General features: G+C 41.7%; 12 protein-coding genes. 6 read left to right on the top strand and 6 right to left on the bottom strand.

The genetic code is table 11. From position 1 onward, the window contains the following. Nucleotides 1-46 precede the first annotated feature (46 nt). The 3 genes from ahpC to cysK all read left to right on the top strand — a co-directional run bounded on the left by ahpC (nucleotide 47) and on the right by cysK (nucleotide 2,505). Nucleotides 47-610: an alkyl hydroperoxide reductase subunit C gene (gene ahpC, locus PK1910_RS06025; RefSeq protein WP_004695016.1), complete on the top strand. Its 564-nt coding sequence runs from the start codon at nucleotides 47-49 to the stop codon at nucleotides 608-610. A 494-nt stretch (nucleotides 611-1,104) separates the two neighbouring features. Beyond that, the gene (locus tag PK1910_RS06020; RefSeq protein ID WP_004695020.1) at nucleotides 1,105-1,554 is read left to right on the top strand and encodes an RrF2 family transcriptional regulator; all 450 of its coding nucleotides are present in this window, start codon (nucleotides 1,105-1,107) and stop codon (nucleotides 1,552-1,554) included. A 15-nt stretch (nucleotides 1,555-1,569) separates the two neighbouring features. Beyond that, nucleotides 1,570-2,505: a cysteine synthase A gene (gene cysK / locus PK1910_RS06015; RefSeq protein WP_012864824.1), complete on the top strand. Its 936-nt coding sequence runs from the start codon at nucleotides 1,570-1,572 to the stop codon at nucleotides 2,503-2,505. Between the two features lie 272 nt (nucleotides 2,506-2,777). Here the strand turns inward: cysK and PK1910_RS06010 are convergent, their stop codons facing one another. From PK1910_RS06010 to dapF, 5 genes are all read right to left on the bottom strand, one after another. Continuing rightward, nucleotides 2,778-6,512 (bottom strand): subtype B tannase, encoded by a 3,735-nt coding sequence (locus PK1910_RS06010; protein ID WP_331298431.1) that lies wholly within the window; start codon nucleotides 6,510-6,512, stop codon nucleotides 2,778-2,780. A gap of 460 nt (nucleotides 6,513-6,972) precedes the next feature. Further along, entirely contained in the window at nucleotides 6,973-8,955 is a 1,983-nt protein-coding gene (locus PK1910_RS06005) for a PTS fructose transporter subunit IIABC (protein ID WP_058948115.1), read from the bottom strand. A 33-nt stretch (nucleotides 8,956-8,988) separates the two neighbouring features. Then, nucleotides 8,989-9,903, bottom strand: coding sequence for a 1-phosphofructokinase (pfkB, locus tag PK1910_RS06000; protein WP_004695028.1), 915 nt, complete (start codon nucleotides 9,901-9,903; stop codon nucleotides 8,989-8,991). A gap of 28 nt (nucleotides 9,904-9,931) precedes the next feature. Beyond that, a complete protein-coding gene (locus PK1910_RS05995) occupies nucleotides 9,932-11,329 on the bottom strand; it encodes a Na+/H+ antiporter NhaC family protein (protein WP_058948114.1) in 1,398 nt (465 codons plus the stop codon). A gap of 1 nt (nucleotide 11,330) precedes the next feature. Next, complete coding sequence (dapF, locus tag PK1910_RS05990) at nucleotides 11,331-12,164, bottom strand: diaminopimelate epimerase (protein ID WP_058948113.1); 834 nt, start codon at nucleotides 12,162-12,164, stop codon at nucleotides 11,331-11,333. A 323-nt stretch (nucleotides 12,165-12,487) separates the two neighbouring features. Here dapF and ptsP point away from each other — a divergent pair, with 323 nt between their 5' ends. Next, on the top strand, nucleotides 12,488-14,215 hold the full coding sequence (gene ptsP / locus PK1910_RS05985; RefSeq protein WP_058948112.1) for a phosphoenolpyruvate--protein phosphotransferase: 1,728 nt from the start codon (nucleotides 12,488-12,490) through the stop codon (nucleotides 14,213-14,215). 136 nt (nucleotides 14,216-14,351) lie between these two features. Further along, entirely contained in the window at nucleotides 14,352-14,612 is a 261-nt protein-coding gene (locus PK1910_RS05980) for an HPr family phosphocarrier protein (protein WP_004695032.1), read from the top strand. Nucleotides 14,613-14,705: 93 nt separating this feature from the next. Here PK1910_RS05980 and PK1910_RS05975 read toward each other — a convergent pair whose 3' ends face one another. Then, entirely contained in the window at nucleotides 14,706-14,984 is a 279-nt protein-coding gene (locus PK1910_RS05975) for a metal-sensing transcriptional repressor (RefSeq protein WP_004697521.1), read from the bottom strand. A 330-nt stretch (nucleotides 14,985-15,314) separates the two neighbouring features. Between PK1910_RS05975 and PK1910_RS05970 the strand changes: the two genes are divergently transcribed. Next, entirely contained in the window at nucleotides 15,315-16,121 is an 807-nt protein-coding gene (locus PK1910_RS05970; protein ID WP_058948111.1) for a transglycosylase domain-containing protein, read from the top strand. Nucleotides 16,122-16,146: the final 25 nt, after the last annotated feature.

Raw genomic sequence — 16,146 nt, 5'->3', positions numbered from 1 at the left:
ATAAATATATTCGTTACATATGGAACTCAAATAAGGAGGACATAACATGTCTATTATTGGTAAACAACTTCCTGAATTTACACTTGATGCTTTCAAAAAACCTGAATTGGTAAAAGTTAGCACTGCAGACGTGTTGGGTAAATGGTCTGTATTTGTATTCTATCCAGCAGACTTCACATTTGTATGCCCTACTGAGTTGGAAGACGTACAAAACTCCTATGCAGAGTTGAAAGAATTGGGTTGCGAAGTTTACTCCGTATCTTGTGACTCCGAATTCGTTCACAAAGCATGGTCTGATGCTTCTCCAAGCATCAATAAAATCGAGTACTACATGTTGGCTGACAAAAAACATGAATTAGCTGATTTCTTCGATGTATTCCAAGAAGAATCTGCTATGGCTTACCGTGGTACATTCGTAGTAGATCCAGAAGGCTTCGTGCGTACAGCAGAAATTCATGATATGGGTATCGGCCGTTCCGCTGAAGAATTGGTTCGTAAAGTACAAGCTGCTCAATTCGTAGCTAAACATGGCGATCAAGTGTGCCCTGCACGTTGGAAACCAGGTAAAGATACTTTGAAACCAGGTCTTGATCTTGTAGGTAAAATCTAATTAAGAAACTTATACTTAAATGCTAGAGTAATCTAGACAACTCCTCAAATGACATAAACACGGGCGCGCATCGTTTTCCTGACGATACGGTAAGTCCCAATACCAGATGAACCCTCTCCAATTCATCATGGTAAACCTCATATAACAAACTACAAACTATACGCAAAAGGACTGGCCTTCGGGCTGGTCCTTTTGTGTTATAAGATTATTCTTACTCCGTTGTATTGAGAGCTAACAAAAGTATGATAACTTGAGCCTTCTACGAGGTGAGCTATTAAGTTAAAATATAGGATAAACTCAATAAATATAAGGGTGGGCAGATATCCCTTTATAAAAGTAGGAAATAAGTTCTTGCATTTTTATAGTGAGTGGTCTATAATGAAATTAATTCCTATTAATATGAAAGGTTTTATAAATAGTTTTATAAATATAATAAAAGCACTTTATAGTATAGGGTGTGTTAATACTAATATTTACAAAGAAAGGCAAAATATATGAGGATTTCCACAAAAGGTCGGTATGCATTGATGGTCCTCATCGATTTGGCAGAGCAAGGTCAAGATAAACCTGTCTCCTTGCGATCTGTAGCAGAACGACAAGGCATATCTGAAAAATACCTAGAAGGTATCGTAGCTCGTTTAGGCGCTGCAAAACTAGTGGATAGTATCCGCGGTAAGTATGGCGGCTATCGCTTATCTAAAAGCCCTAAAGAATATACAATTATTGAAATTTTGCTTGCTACAGAGGAATCTATGGCTATCATCTCTACCCTTGATGAAGGGGTGAGTACTGATACAGTGATCAACGAACGTACCGTTGGTTTCTGGGCAGGATTACAAAACTATATCCATGATTATTTAGAAAACGTAACCCTTCAAGATGTAATCGATGGGACTTACGCAAAACTTGATACAAAATATGATAACTGGGATGGTTCTATTTAATAAGGAGTGACCACTATGTCTAAAATTGCAAAATCTTTTGTTGAATTAATTGGTAAAACACCATTATTAGCTGCTACACGTTTTGGTAAAAAATATGGTGCAAACGCTAATATTTTCGCAAAATTGGAATACTTTAACCCAGGCGGTTCCGTAAAAGACCGTATCGCAGCAGCAATCATTCAAGCTGCAGTTGAATCTGGTGAATTACAACCAGGCGGCACAATCGTAGAAGCTACATCTGGTAATACTGGTATTGGCTTGTCTGCTGTAGGTGCTGCGCTTGGCTATAAAGTTGTAATCGTAATGCCTGAAACGATGTCCATTGAACGCCGTAAATTAATGCTTGGTTATGGTGCTCAGCTCGTATTGACTGACGGTTCTCTTGGTATGAAAGGCGCTATTGCAAAAGCTAAGGAAATCGTAACGGCTACAGCTGGTGCTATTGAAGCCGGTCAGTTCGTAAATCAAGCTAATCCTGCAATTCACTACAGAACAACTGGTCCTGAAATCTGGCAAGATACTGATGGTACCGTAGATATCTACGTATCTGGTGTTGGTACAGGCGGTACGTTGACAGGTGCAGGTCGCTACTTGAAAGAACAAAACCCTGATGTACATGTGGTTGCCGTAGAACCAGCAGATTCTCCTGTATTGTCTAATGGTAAACCAGGCCCTCATAAAATCCAAGGCTTAGGTGCTGGCTTTATTCCAGATACATTGGATACTAACATTTACGATGAAGTAATCCAAGTTTCTAACGAGGATGCTTTTGCTACATCTCAAGCTTTCGGTCACACAGAAGGTGTATTGGTAGGTATTTCCTCTGGTGCTGCGCTTTGGGCGGCTCAAGAATTGGCAAAACGCCCTGAAAATAAAGGCAAAAATATTGTAGTAATTCTCCCTGATACAGGCGAACGCTACTTATCTACAGCTTTATTCCCTGAAGTTTAATTTTCTATCATGGTGAAAGCATAACAGTTGTTTTCTACTGGCTCAAACACATGGATGTTTCCCTGTATTTTACAGGGAGCATCCTTTTTTGTTTGAACTCTTTTGTTATTATAATAGGGTGATGTACTGAGTAGATAATGGTGCAGATTATTGATAGTCGGAGAGGGACTTTCACAATAACATTTATAATTGAAAACACAAAAAAATTTATAATTGTATATGAAAAAGGAGCTACTAGGTAGCTCCTTTAGTATTTTGGTATTTAATTGTAATTATCTACCGTTTTTAACGATATTATCCATCCAGTTGAATAATTCTTCTAAATCGTAGTCACCAGAGTGATCTACATCAAATGGTGTTGCCATATCTACTCTGTACCCAAGGTTTTGAGCACGTGTACCTACGATTAAAGGAATTGCAACAGATGTATTGCTGTCGGCTGTGCCATAACGAATACGATAGAATCGTGCATTTGTCGCAGCAGGAGAACCAAGATAGTTCATTGGATTCATCATAGTAACGATCTTAGCATTTTCTACGTATACATCTTGGTTAGCTGTTGAATCGTGTAATGCAGCAGTAATGGTAAAGTGATTATTATCTGTAGTACTTGTACCAAATAGATTGTTTTCACCTGTATCATTAGCACGAGAGTCAAAGGCACCAGGCGCTTTTGAGCGACTTACAAAGTGGTTATATGCTTCCCAGTTAATGTCTTTGATGGCCCCTGTTTTATTATCTCGTACAAGGTATGTATGCTTGGATAAATCAGTACCTTGAGCTGCTGCTTTATTAGCGGCAGCAACGATAAACTCTTTTACATAGTTTTTGAAAGTCCCGTTACCATTCTTGTCGAGTTTTAGTATACGACCTAGAGAGTCACGTAATTGTAAGTTATTTACGTAATCAGGGAAGTGTTCGCTGAGTATTTTAGAGTATGATAAATCGTCTGTATTCAAGTTTACACGTTGCATCGTACGTTGTGGTGGAGCAGAGTTGCCACCTACATTAGCTTGTGGTAATTCGCCTTGGCCCATAGTTACTTTGTTAAAGGCTGTGATACCGTTATAGCTCCATTCGTAAGCCATATCTGCCGCATCAAGGTTAGTGATAGGGGCATATGCAGATACTGCGTATACATTAGTTGCCGCTGTAGCTGCACCTAATGCTTGTAAATATGGTTGGAAGTCGGAGCTGTTACCAGTTGCACCTTGTAATAAGGATACACCACCGCCTGCACTAGTACCATTTGTGATAATGCGATTTGCATTACCTGGCATAGCGGAATCGTTAGCGTGTAAGTAGGCTGTAGCCGCTTGTAAGTCAACGATTACTGCAGGGGCCTTACCGATAAAGTTGCCATCGGAAGCTTTATTGGTACGACCACGAGTAGATGGGGAAGCTACTACATAACCACGGGATAATGCGTAAAGAACACTGTTAGGTTTTCCATTTTCTACCTTAGGCGTCATAGCTTGGCTCGGCATGTAACCACCTACTGCATTTGGCATGAAGATAGGGGCTGTTTGGGTGTTGTAACCATTGATGGTGCCGTTGTTGAAATATTCCTCTGGTACATAAATGTTCATGTATTGCTGATCTATGTCGATTGGATTAGCCACGTAAGGGATATACTCGAAGGCGCGATATTTAATTTCCTTATTATCTACTGTGGTAGACATGGATTCATAATTTTTCGCGTCGAAAGCAAGACTAATCTTTGCAGACGCATCAGCTTGCAATGGAGGTTCAATTGGTTGGGAGAGAATATTTTTCTCTTCTGTTACAGGAGAGCCTTTTGTGGAAGCTTCATTACGAGCATTTACATAAGATTGCGGTAATTTAGTTTCTTGAACCTGTTTAGTCTCTGCCTCAGATTTAGCTTTTGCTTCGGCTTCAGATTGAGCTTTAGCCTTAGCCTCGGCTTCAGCCTGAGCTTTAGCAGCAGCATCTACTTCTGCTTTAGCTTTTGCCTCGGCTTCAGCTTGCGCTTTAGCAGCAGCATCTGCTTCTGCTTTAGCTTTTGCCTCGGCTTCAGCTTGCGCTTTAGCAGCAGCATCTGCTTCTGCTTTAGCTTTAGCTTTTGCCTCGGCTTCAGCCTGAGCTTTTGCTGCAGCTGCCGCTTCTTCTTTTGCTAGTTGTTCAGCAGCTAAACGTTCTTGTTCTTCTTGGATCACAGCTTGTCTTGCAAGTTCCGCTTGTTTAGCAGCAATACGTTCTTGCTCCGCTTTTATAGCGGCTTCGCGTTCAGCTTTAGCTTTCTCGGCCGCGATACGCTCTTGTTCAGCTTTTAAAGCTGCTTGCCGTTGAGATTCAGCCTGTTGTGCGGCGATACGTTCTTGTTCTGCTTTAATAGCTGCTTGGCGTTGAGCTTCAGCCTGTTGAGCTGCCATACGTTCTTGTTCTGCTCTAATAACTGCTTGTCGTTCGGCTTCAGCTTTAGCGGCGGCTTCAGCACGTTGGCGAGCTACTTCTTCAGCAGCTAAGCGTTCTTCTTCAGCCTGTTGAGCGAGGATACGCTCACGTTCAGCTTTTAGAGCCGCTTGGCGTTGAGCTTCGGCTTGTTGAGCAGCGATACGTTCTTGTTCTGCTTTAATAGCAGCTTGGCGTTGAGCCTCAGCTTGTTGAGCAGCGATACGTTCTTGTTCAGCTTTAATAGCTGCTTGACGTTGAGCTTCGGCTTGTTGAGCGGCAATACGTTCTTGCTCCGCTCTAATAGCCGCTTGGCGTTGAGCTTCCGCTTGTTGAGCGGCGATACGTTCTTGTTCCGCTCTAATAGCTGCTTGGCGTTGAGCCTCAGCTTGTTGAGCGGCGATACGTTCTTGTTCTGCTTTAATAGCTGCTTGGCGTTGAGCTTCAGCTTGCTGAGCGGCAATACGTTCTTGTTCCGCTCTAATAGCCGCTTGACGTTGAGCCTCAGCTTGTTGAGCGGCGATACGTTCTTGTTCCGCTCTAATAGCCGCTTGGCGTTGAGCTTCGGCTTGCTGAGCGGCGATACGCTCTTGTTCCGCCTGTTGCTCAGCAATACGGCGTTGTTCCTCTTGGATACGAATGCGCTCTTGCTCTGCCGCTTGACGGCGTTCTTCTGCAATACGTGCTTGCTCAGCTTGTTGGGCCGCAATACGTTCCTGCTCAGCACGTAAAGCCGCTTGGCGTTGAGCCTCAGCTTGTTGAGCTACCACACGTTCTTGTTCCGCCTGCAAAGCTGCTTGCCGTTGGGCTTCTGCTTGTTGTTGTGCTTGTAGTGCTGCTTGACGTTGAGCTTCAGCTTGTTTTTGAGCGAGTTGTTGTTGATCAGCTTGTGATAAATTTTCTTGTTGGGATGCTTCTTCAGCGGCTAGTTGAGCTAGACGCTCACGCTCAGCTCGTTGAATATCTCGAATCGTAAGCCTCTGTTTTGCTACTACGGCTTTTGTTACTGTAGTATTTGATACAGTTAATGGAGCTATGGATTCTTGTTGAATAACAACAGGCGTACGCTGTACTTGTGTAGTTTGTACTTGTTGCTTACCATCCACTGGTTTCTCTACAGTAACAGGTTCAGTTTTTCGTTGTACATTTATCAAACTGTGCATTGCTAATGTAGGCTCCATGACAGTTTTTGTATCTTTATTGACAACATACTGAGGTTGAGTTTGAACCTGTTGTTGAGATTGCATTGGTACTACTTGTTGCAGTACTGATTGCAATGGTGTAACTTGTTGAGTTTGTACAGGGCTAACCGTTGCTGGTTGCATCACGTAGGATGGTTGAGGTTGTGCCATCGGTGGTGTTTGTTGTTGTACAACGGTGGCCGGTTGTGGTGTAGCTGGTAAGACTGGCTGAGTTGCCATTGGTTTCACGACTGGAGTTGCTACACTTGTAGGACTCTGTGTCGTTGATTCAGCACTGGTACTCGTACCTACTAAATCATTCATGTTAAGTGTAGGCTCTGCATGGGCAACACCACCCAATGCAGCTGCAGCAAGAAATGCAGCAGTGACCTTACAATTTTTGGATGATTTCATGAATTAGCTCTCCGAACTAGATTTCTAATAATAGTTTATAATTTTAAAGTTTATTAATATTTATATAGTTTAACATAAATCGATGTGATTGTACAATTTTGAGGACTTGCTTCCACTTTTGAAAGTAGTCTAGATTATAAAATATAAAATAATATTAATTATTTTTGAATATCAGAAAAGGACTAGATCACGTATACTTCTGAATTGTTGTTCCAAAATTATGTCCAATTTTAGGTCAGTTCAGAATACGTATATTCTAGTCCTTTTACTATATCTACTGGTGTGACACCAGCTTTCACCATCGATAAGAGTCATTAATCAATTAGTCGCTAAATGTTAACTATTAGTTACTAACTGCTAATCGTCGAAACTCATCATAAACAATCAACAATTATCAGCCATCAATCAATCATATATAAGCTATAATTGATGGTTAATTTTAATGATTTATTTTGTGATACTATTTTTTTAAGCTTGGCTTTACAAGTGCTAAGATAAAGCAAGCCACAACGGAACCGATTGCGATGGACGCAAGGTATAGTAGTGGATTACCAATTGTTGGTACTACAAAAATGCCGCCGTGTGGAGCGCGTAGTGTGCATTCGAAGAACATGGATAACGCACCGGCTGTACCAGCACCGATAATACAAGCTGGTAATACGCGAACTGGATCGGCTGCTGCAAATGGGATGGCACCTTCTGTGATGAAGGAAAGGCCCATGATGTAGTTTGTGATACCAGATTTACGTTCAGCCTCTGTGAAGCGGCTAGGGAAGAATGTAGTACAAAGAGCGATTGCCAATGGAGGAACCATACCGCCTGCCATGACAGCCGCCATAATACCGTATTCGCCAGTTGCAAGAGCACCAGTACCGATAACATAAGCCGCTTTGTTTACAGGGCCGCCCATGTCAACGGACATCATAGCACCAAAGATAAGACCTAACAATACGCGGCTCGTTGTGCCCATGGATTGCAAGGAGTCCATCAACCAGTGGTTAAGTGCGGATACAGGAGGATTGATGATAAAGGTAATGGCGATACCAATGAATAATACGCCAAGCACAGGGTAGAAGAGAACCGGTTTTGTACCTTCTAAGGCTTGAGGTAAACCAGATACTAATTTCTTAACTAATAATACCAAATAACCTGCTGCGAAACCGGCAATCAATGCACCTAGGAAACCAGAGCCACCTTGGTTAGCTAATAAGCCTCCAACAAAACCAGCTACAAGACCTGGACGGTCCGCAATACTCATAGCGATGTAACCCGCTAATACGGGTAACATGAAGCCAAAGGAAGCGCCACCGATTTGCATTAAGAAAGCTGCAAGAGGTGTACCGGAACCAAAGTTTTTAGGATTTGCTGGGTCGAATACATCGAATAAAAAGGCAAGGGCAATTAAGATACCGCCACCGATAACGAATGGCAACATGTGGGAGACACCATTCATCAAATGTTTGTAGATTTGACGACCAAAGTTATCTGCCGCATCGAATGCAGCCACTGCACCATTTTTGTCAGATGGGGAAGCATGGTATACAGGTGCTGTACCAGCCATAGCTTCACGCAATAACTCTTCCGCTTTATTGATGCCGTTCGCAACCTTAGTTTGAATCATAGGTTTGCCATCAAAGCGTGCCATCTCTACTTGACGGTCAGAAGCTACGATAATGCATTTAGCGTGCTCGATTTCTTCTGCTGTAAGAGCGTCTTTAACACCAGATGCACCATTCTTTTCTACTTTTAAAGAAACACCCATTTCTTTAGCTTTGCGTTCTAAAGATTCAGCCGCCATATAGGTATGTGCAATGCCTGTAGGGCAGCCAGTAACAGCAAGTACATCATAATGCGGGTTATCTACAGAAATCTTAGGTGCTACCTTTTCAATTGCTTCTGTAGCCTTTGCTTCGATAGCATCGGTAATGCTGGTTGCTTTTTGATCCTCTGCTGGTTTGATATATCCTTCTACGGATGGGTCAAAGTTTCCTTCTTCTTTAGCTGTAATGAGCTCTAAGAATCGATCAACAGTAGCCGCTTGAATTAGGGCTTCTTTGAAGTCTGGGTCAATCACCATAGTTGCTAGTTTGCTCAATACCTCAACATGAGTGTCAGCGGCGCCTTCTGGAGCCGCAATCATGAAGAATAGGCGAGAAGGTTGACCATCTAATGCTTCAAAGTCTACCCCATTAGGTACAACCATAGCGGCGAGGCCTGGTTCTTTTACTCCTGCAGATTTAGCATGTGGTGTGGCAATACCGTCGCCAAGGCCTGTAGAACCAGACTCTTCACGAGCGAAGACAGCTTTTAAATATTCTGCCTTGTCTGTCAAATAGCCTCCTTTGTCCATCAATTCACCTAAGGTGTAAATGGCGTCAGCTTTTGTGACAGGATCTGCATTCAGTAGGATAGATTGAGGTTTTAATAGATCAGTGATTTTCATATGTGTACTCCTTGATGCACATAAAATATAAAACTATTTAACTCGTACTTGTGAAAGCAGTGTTTCTACTTCTTCAAGGGTTGCGAGGTTTTCAGAGTAAGCGGAGGCAGAGCCACTGGAGATACCCCAATAGAGCGCCTCTTGTAAGTCACCCGTCTTTTCATAGCCCGTAATAAAGCCGGCTACCATGGAGTCGCCAGCACCCACGGAATTCACGAGAGTTCCTTTAGGGGCAGGACTGGTATATACAGTGCCGTCAGCGGACACCAAAATAGCACCATCACCAGCCATGGAGATGAGCACGTGTTGTGCGCCTTTCTCTTGCAATGTTTTTGCTGCTTCTACAAGCTGATCTTTTGTAGATAAAGTGCGCCCAAAGATTTCACTAAGCTCGTGATTATTTGGCTTAATTAAAAATGGTTTATAAGGCAAGACTTTTGTGAGTAGATCCTTTGTAGCATCGACTACGATGCGAATATTTTTATGTTGTAAGCGCTCCATAATGAGTTCGTACATATCGCTTGGTAGGCTAGAAGGAATGCTGCCAGCAAGGATTAAGGTGTCCTTTTCGGTCAACGCATCAAGCTGTTTGTATAGAGCTTCTAATTCGTCGGTAGCAATGATTGGGCCGCGGCCATTAATCTCTGTTTCCTCATCAGAGGCTTTTACCTTAACATTGATGCGGGTTAATCCTTCGCGAAGCCGGATGAAATCTTCTTTCACGCCGAATTTCTTGAGTTGTGTTACGATTTCTTCGCCTGTAAACCCTGCGATGAAGCCGAGTGCTGTCGTATCCATGCCAAGATTGTTGAGCACGATAGATACGTTGATACCTTTGCCACCACCGAGAACGTATTCTTGGATGGTGCGATTAATAGTACCCGTCTTGAGGTGATCAAGGCGCACGATATAATCGAGAGCTGGATTAAAGGTAATGGTATAAATCATACAATTTCCCCTTTTGAGATAATACTAATTAGCGTATGATTGGTTGATCTTGCTTCCGTAATCGTAACCAATAGATGAGTGGTACTAGATATAGGAAGAAGGCAAATGGTACATAACCTGTTGAACTTGTACCCATCATGACAATGGGCACGTAGGCAGCGATATTCCATGGTTGTAATGGAGCGATGAGAATGCCACTATTTTCAAAGTCTAGCATTACATCTTCGTCTTGAATACCTCGCTGTGCGTAGGTAATACGCATAATAGAGTGCGTCATAACTACCGCAATAGCTTGGCTGCATCCAACCGCACCTGTTAAGAAAGCAAGACCTACATTGGCAGCAAATACATCGCTCCGTGTTTTAGCTCGCTCTAACAGTTGTCGTATATCGTTCCAGAAGCCAACCCCTTCGAGCATGCCTGAAATGGCAGTAGCCATAAAAATTGAAAGGGTAGGGATAAACATCGTTTGTAGACCGCCGCCATGAATGATATTAGCTAGTGGATTATAGTGCGGTAGTTCAAAGCCTGTTAAGGTATACCATCCCAACTCTGAGAGGCTCGCATCCTGATTGGTATAGGCTAGAATGGCCGCCGCTAATGCACTGAGTCCGATAGGCCAACGGATAGATACTTTCAAAGGCAATAGACCAATGACGATGATGACTGGAATCCATAATGTCCAATCGATATTGAAAATAAAGTGAATTGTATCGGATAGTAAACTATTTTCGTAATTGAGTGGGTACCACTGAGATAGTAATAGATACAACACTGTAGAGATGATGAGTGCTGGAATACCATCTTTAAACATAATGGGAATATTCGTCGATACCTTTGTATGGGTTAAGGTTGCTACGAGAGACGCACTAGATGATAGTGGTCCGTTTCGATCACCAAAGTAAGCACCTGCAATAATAGCACCGGCCACAATATTTTCTGGAATATTACCAGCTCTTGCCATGGTGATGAGTACGATGCCTATCGTTCCTACAGTGCCTAGTGCAGTACCTAACAACATACTCACTATAGCTGTTATTAAAAAGGCACAGACGATAAAGATGGATGGATCAATTAAATCGATACCTGTGGCGATAATCATAGGAATAACGCCTGCTGCTTGCCACATGGCGATGAGCCAACCGATGAGAAGGAAGATTTGCATCACTACGATGGATGTTTTCGCACCTGTCCAAGATAGGTTTAATAATTCTTTTGGTGCATATCCTTTGCGGTAGAACACGTAGGCCATGATGCTCCATACGACAATCAAGGCATAACCAATAGCGATGCTATTGGCTACGGCTATGAGGATGACGAGAATGGATGCAAGTAGTCCCAAAAGGGGCTCTATATTCCGTGGCATGAGTGTGCGGCCCTGTTGGTACCTTAGGAACGCATTTAATATAAGTTGTAACCACTTCATTTTAATCGATAGGAAGTTCTGTTTCGAAGACTTCCTCAGCCGGGCCTGTCATGAGCACCGTGCCATCCTCCAAGTATGAAATATGCAATGTTCCTAAATAAAGTTCTACATCTACTTCACGGCCTGTTAAACCTTTTTCAAAGGACATAACGGCAGAGGCACAAGATCCTGTTCCACATGCTAAGGTAGCGCCAGCTCCACGCTCCCAAGTGCGCACCTTGATGTGTTTGTCATTTACTACTTCAATGTAGTTTACATTTGTGTTAGCAGGGAAGGCATCGTGCTTTTCAAGGATAGGGCCTTGTGTTGTAACAGGGGCTTTTGTAATGTCGGCGATGAATACCTCCGTATGAGGCACGCCAAGCAATACGGAGCTTACCGTTATGGTCTCACCGTTTACATCGAGGTCTACGTCGATAACCTTATCCATGTTTACATTCATAGGAATGTCTTGGGACTTAAAGAATGGTTTGCCCATGTTTACAGTAACTTGTGTGACTATTCCGTTTTCGATAGTCAATGTAGGCTTCATTACGCCAGCTAAGGTTTCGATGGTGAAAGTCTCCTTCGTTGTTTCACCGTGTTCATAAGCGTATTTGGCAAAGCAACGGATGGCATTACCGCACATTTCTGCTTCACTACCATCGGAGTTGATGATGCGCATGCGCACATCACAGGTTTCGGAAGGAACTAGGACGGCAAGACCATCGGCACCAATACCCGTGCGACGATCGCAAAGGCGGATGGCGAGGTCTGTGTAGTCTTTAGACGTCCCTTGTGGGTCGGCAAAGAGGATGAAGTCATTGCCGAGACCATGCATTTTCGTTAATTTCATAAAGTCTCCTATCAATAAGTAAGACTTTCACCATGAAGCCCGTGAAAGTCTCATATGTTTATTATTATATATTCTATATTATAATATTATATCATATCATAAATAGGCCTTAAGCATTGTATGGAATCGTATAAATTTATAGCAAAATAAAGGGAAAATAAGGAAAGCTTACAGCGTTTATTAAGAGTTATAGTGAAACAAAAAATGCCCCATATGGGACGATTATTTAAGGGAATATAGGTATTTGGATTACTTTATTGTTTAACAGAGAAATGATAAAATAAAGAGTAATGTAGTTAATCGTAATAGAAAGAGGAACACATATGCGAATTCAAGGGATTTCTGGATCTCGTGGCATTGCAGTAGGCAATGTATATAGATATATTCAAGAGGAAATTGTCATTCCTGATTACAATGTAACGGAAGACAAGGTAGAAGAAGAAATAGGCAAGTTTGCAACTGCTATGGCATCTACCTTAAAACAATTGGATACTATTCGTAAAAAAGCGTTGGATGAAATGGGGCCAGAAGAGGCGGCTATTTTTGAAGCGCATATGCAAATTGCTCAAGACCCATCCTTATCTGACGGAATTAAATCCCTTGTTGAGTCTAGCCATATGAATGTGGTAGCGGCTACGGCTCAAACAATTGAAACCTTTGCAAATATCTTCCTTGGTATGGAAGACGCTTACATGCGTGAACGAGGCGCAGATATTAAGGATATCGGTGATCGTTTGATGCGTAATATGTTAGGCATGAACCCTCGCGGTTTATCACATATTTCTGGCGAGGTTATCTTGGTGGCTCATGATTTGGCACCATCTGATACGGCATCCCTTGATAAAGCGGTAGTAAAAGGTATCGTTACGGCAGCAGGTGGCCCTACATCTCATGCGGCTATTATGGCTCGCACCTTAGAGATTCCTGCAGTTATGGGCGTTGGTGATATTGAAAGCTTTGCAGATGGCGATAAGGCAGTCGTTCTTGGTACGGATGGTATCGTGGAAATCAATCCATCTGATGCGGATTGGACGGAGTATACAAATCAAGCGTTGGCGTTCCAAGAGGAGTTAAAACGGTTACGCGAATCCGCTAATCTTGAAGCTACTACCATTGATGGTCATCATGTAGAACTATTCGGCAACATTGGTAAGGCGAAGGATGCTAAACATGCGCTCACTATGGGCGCACAAGGTATTGGTTTGTATCGTACAGAATTCCTTTACATGGAAAATGACGAATTGCCTGCAGAAGAAATACAATTCGAAGAGTATAAAAAGGTAGCCCAAGATATGAAGGGGCAGCCTGTTATTATCCGTACCATGGACATCGGTGGAGACAAGGAATTGAAATGCCTTGATTTACCAAGTGAAATGAATCCATTCCTAGGATATCGCGCTATTCGTATATCCTTAAATCGTCCAGACATCTTTAAGGTACAATTGCGTGCCTTATTACGAGCTAGTGCGTTTGGTGATATTCACATCATGTATCCTATGATTGCTTCCGTTGAGGAAGTGAAGCAAGCGAATGCTATGCTTAGTGAATGTAAGGAGGAACTGGAGGCTGAGGGTAAGGATTTCAACAAGGATATCAAGGTTGGCATCATGATCGAAGTACCAGCGGCAGCTGTTATATCTCCAATTCTTGCTAAATATGTAGACTTCTTTAGTATCGGTACGAATGATCTTTGCCAATACACATTGGCAGTAGACCGTATGAACGAAGCAATTGGTAGCTTGTATCAACCATTGCATCCAGGTGTGTTACGTCTTATTAAGCACGTCATTGATGCTAGTCATGAACAAGGTAAATTTACAGGCATGTGTGGTGAGCTTGCTAGCGACCCTGTGGCGACCATGATTCTGTTGGGCCTTGGCCTCGACGAATTCTCCATGACGGCTTCTTCGATTCCTCTTATTAAAAATATTTTGCGTTCTGTTTCCAAAACAGAATGTGAAGAGGTAGCAAATAAAGCACTTACTATGGACACAGCAGAAGAAATTACAGAATACGCTAAATCTGTATTAGCTGAAAAAGGTTTATTATAATTTTACTTTTGTTAAATAGGATTATTACATAGTAAATAGGATGTAATATACTTGAATTGAAATGCTTGATATTGATACAATATATCTATTAGAACGTATGGATAGGCACCGCCTATCGAGATAGAAAGAGGTTATCATGAAAGAATTAACAGTAGAAATTACTAACGAATCCGGTTTACATGCTCGTCCTGCTACAGCTTTCACACAATTGGCTGCTAAGTTCGCTTCCAAAGTGACTATCGCTGCTAATGGCAAAACAGCAGATGCTAAATCCATTTTAACTGTATTGACCTTGGGTGCTACAAAAGGCACATCCGTTACCTTGACGGCTGACGGTGCTGACGAAGACGAGGCACTCGCTGCATTGAGCGAATTCTTAACAACTAACCACGATTAATATGAGGGTAATAAAAAGGACCCTACATTTTGAACTGCACCTCCAAAAATTATGTCCAATTTTTTGGGTGCAATTCATTTGTAGAGTCCTTTTTTATTTACCCATATTTGCAAAGCGCTCTACAGCTTTTGTAAAGTCGCTAATGGTTTTTTCCACGTCACCATGTTCGATACCATCTCGTACGCAGTGGTTGATATGTCCTTCAAGAATTACTTGTCCTACTTTATGTAGTGCAGACTTAGCTGCATTAATTTGGCTCAACACATCTTCGCAGGGAATGTCTTCTTCAATCATTCGATCAATAGCTTGCACTTGACCTAAGATTTTACGCAATCGACGATGCAGATTTTCTGAATCCATACACTGTTTCATATTACTCCTCCATAGGCATGTTTTTATCATCTCATATATTATACTCTATTTAAAGTTTTTAATACAACTTAATAAGTATAACTAATATGCATTAATCGGTATTTATAGATATATAGTGTCGTGCCGTTATAAGATATATTAAATATATTTGTAGTATGAGTGGACGTAAAAACTAGTGTTTTACATATCTTCTTCTTGATTGATGTGATACAATACATTTAATATACTTTATATTTGTATATGTATATAAGGTATTGTATAGATGGCTAGATTATAAACTTATGTTTACATGTGTTTATATTACAGACCTTTAAGAAATAGGTGAAAGAAATGAAAGTATTTCGCTACCTTCGAAATCTAGTTGTATTCGTGGTGGTCATGATTTTGGCTATGTTTATATATGACGGATACCATAGCTTTCAAGGGACAAATCGTGAGAGTAAAGCTCATACACTTGTTGAAAAACAAATAGAACAAAGTGAAGACACGCTCAGTCGTACGGATCGAATTATACGACTGTTTACATTTAGAGATAAAGTACAGATAGCTCTTAATCAACGTGTTTCAAAAGAGCATTGGGTGAAAGGGGATGTTATTCCTGAGTATACAAAAAATGCATTAATCGCTATTGAAGATAAGCGGTATTATAAACATGGAGCTATTGATGTACTCGGTATTATTCGCGCCTTGTACACAAATACCATAGCAGGTGAAACCTTGGAAGGCGGTAGTACTATTACACAACAACTTGTAAAAAATCTGTTCCTTTCCTCAAAGCGCATCATGAGTCGTAAGGTAGAAGAGGCCATCCTCGCTAGCGAGATGGAACATTACTATTCTAAGGAAGAAATTTTAACTATGTATTTGAATACCGTATATTATGGTCATAATTATTATGGTATCTACGAAGCAGCTCACGGATACTTTGGGACGAGTCCCAGTCGATTAACATTGGGGCAAAGCGCTTTGCTCGCTGCATTACCCAATGCACCGTCCTATTTAGATCCTTACACGAACTATGAAGGGGCTAAAGCTCGACAAAAGCTGGTGCTCGAACAAATGGTAGACCAAGGCATGATTACACAAGCCGAAGCAGACTATGCGTACGAACAGGACTTGGAGCTTGTGGAAGAATAACTTAATATATTTAATAAGCTATATC

The sequence above is a fragment of the Veillonella parvula genome, from assembly GCF_036456085.1.
Classification (GTDB): domain Bacteria; phylum Bacillota; class Negativicutes; order Veillonellales; family Veillonellaceae; genus Veillonella; species Veillonella parvula_E.
The sequence above is the reverse complement of the archived record's forward strand: the minus strand, read 5'-3'. Positions and strand labels throughout refer to the sequence as shown.

Bases quoted from the DNA above. Each gene is read 5' to 3' on its own strand.
- pfkB (WP_004695028.1), bottom strand. From the start codon at position 9,903: ATGATTTATACCATTACCTTTAATCCAGCTCTCGATTATATCGTGCGC.
- PK1910_RS06020 (WP_004695020.1), top strand. From the start codon at position 1,105: ATGAGGATTTCCACAAAAGGTCGGTATGCATTGATGGTCCTCATCGAT.
- PK1910_RS05975 (WP_004697521.1), bottom strand. From the start codon at position 14,984: ATGAAACAGTGTATGGATTCAGAAAATCTGCATCGTCGATTGCGTAAA.
- dapF (WP_058948113.1), bottom strand. From the start codon at position 12,164: ATGAAATTAACGAAAATGCATGGTCTCGGCAATGACTTCATCCTCTTT.
- PK1910_RS05970 (WP_058948111.1), top strand. From the start codon at position 15,315: ATGAAAGTATTTCGCTACCTTCGAAATCTAGTTGTATTCGTGGTGGTC.
- PK1910_RS05980 (WP_004695032.1), top strand. From the start codon at position 14,352: ATGAAAGAATTAACAGTAGAAATTACTAACGAATCCGGTTTACATGCT.
- PK1910_RS06010 (WP_331298431.1), bottom strand. From the start codon at position 6,512: ATGAAATCATCCAAAAATTGTAAGGTCACTGCTGCATTTCTTGCTGCA.
- ptsP (WP_058948112.1), top strand. From the start codon at position 12,488: ATGCGAATTCAAGGGATTTCTGGATCTCGTGGCATTGCAGTAGGCAAT.
- PK1910_RS06005 (WP_058948115.1), bottom strand. From the start codon at position 8,955: ATGAAAATCACTGATCTATTAAAACCTCAATCTATCCTACTGAATGCA.
- ahpC (WP_004695016.1), top strand. From the start codon at position 47: ATGTCTATTATTGGTAAACAACTTCCTGAATTTACACTTGATGCTTTC.
- cysK (WP_012864824.1), top strand. From the start codon at position 1,570: ATGTCTAAAATTGCAAAATCTTTTGTTGAATTAATTGGTAAAACACCA.
- PK1910_RS05995 (WP_058948114.1), bottom strand. From the start codon at position 11,329: ATGAAGTGGTTACAACTTATATTAAATGCGTTCCTAAGGTACCAACAG.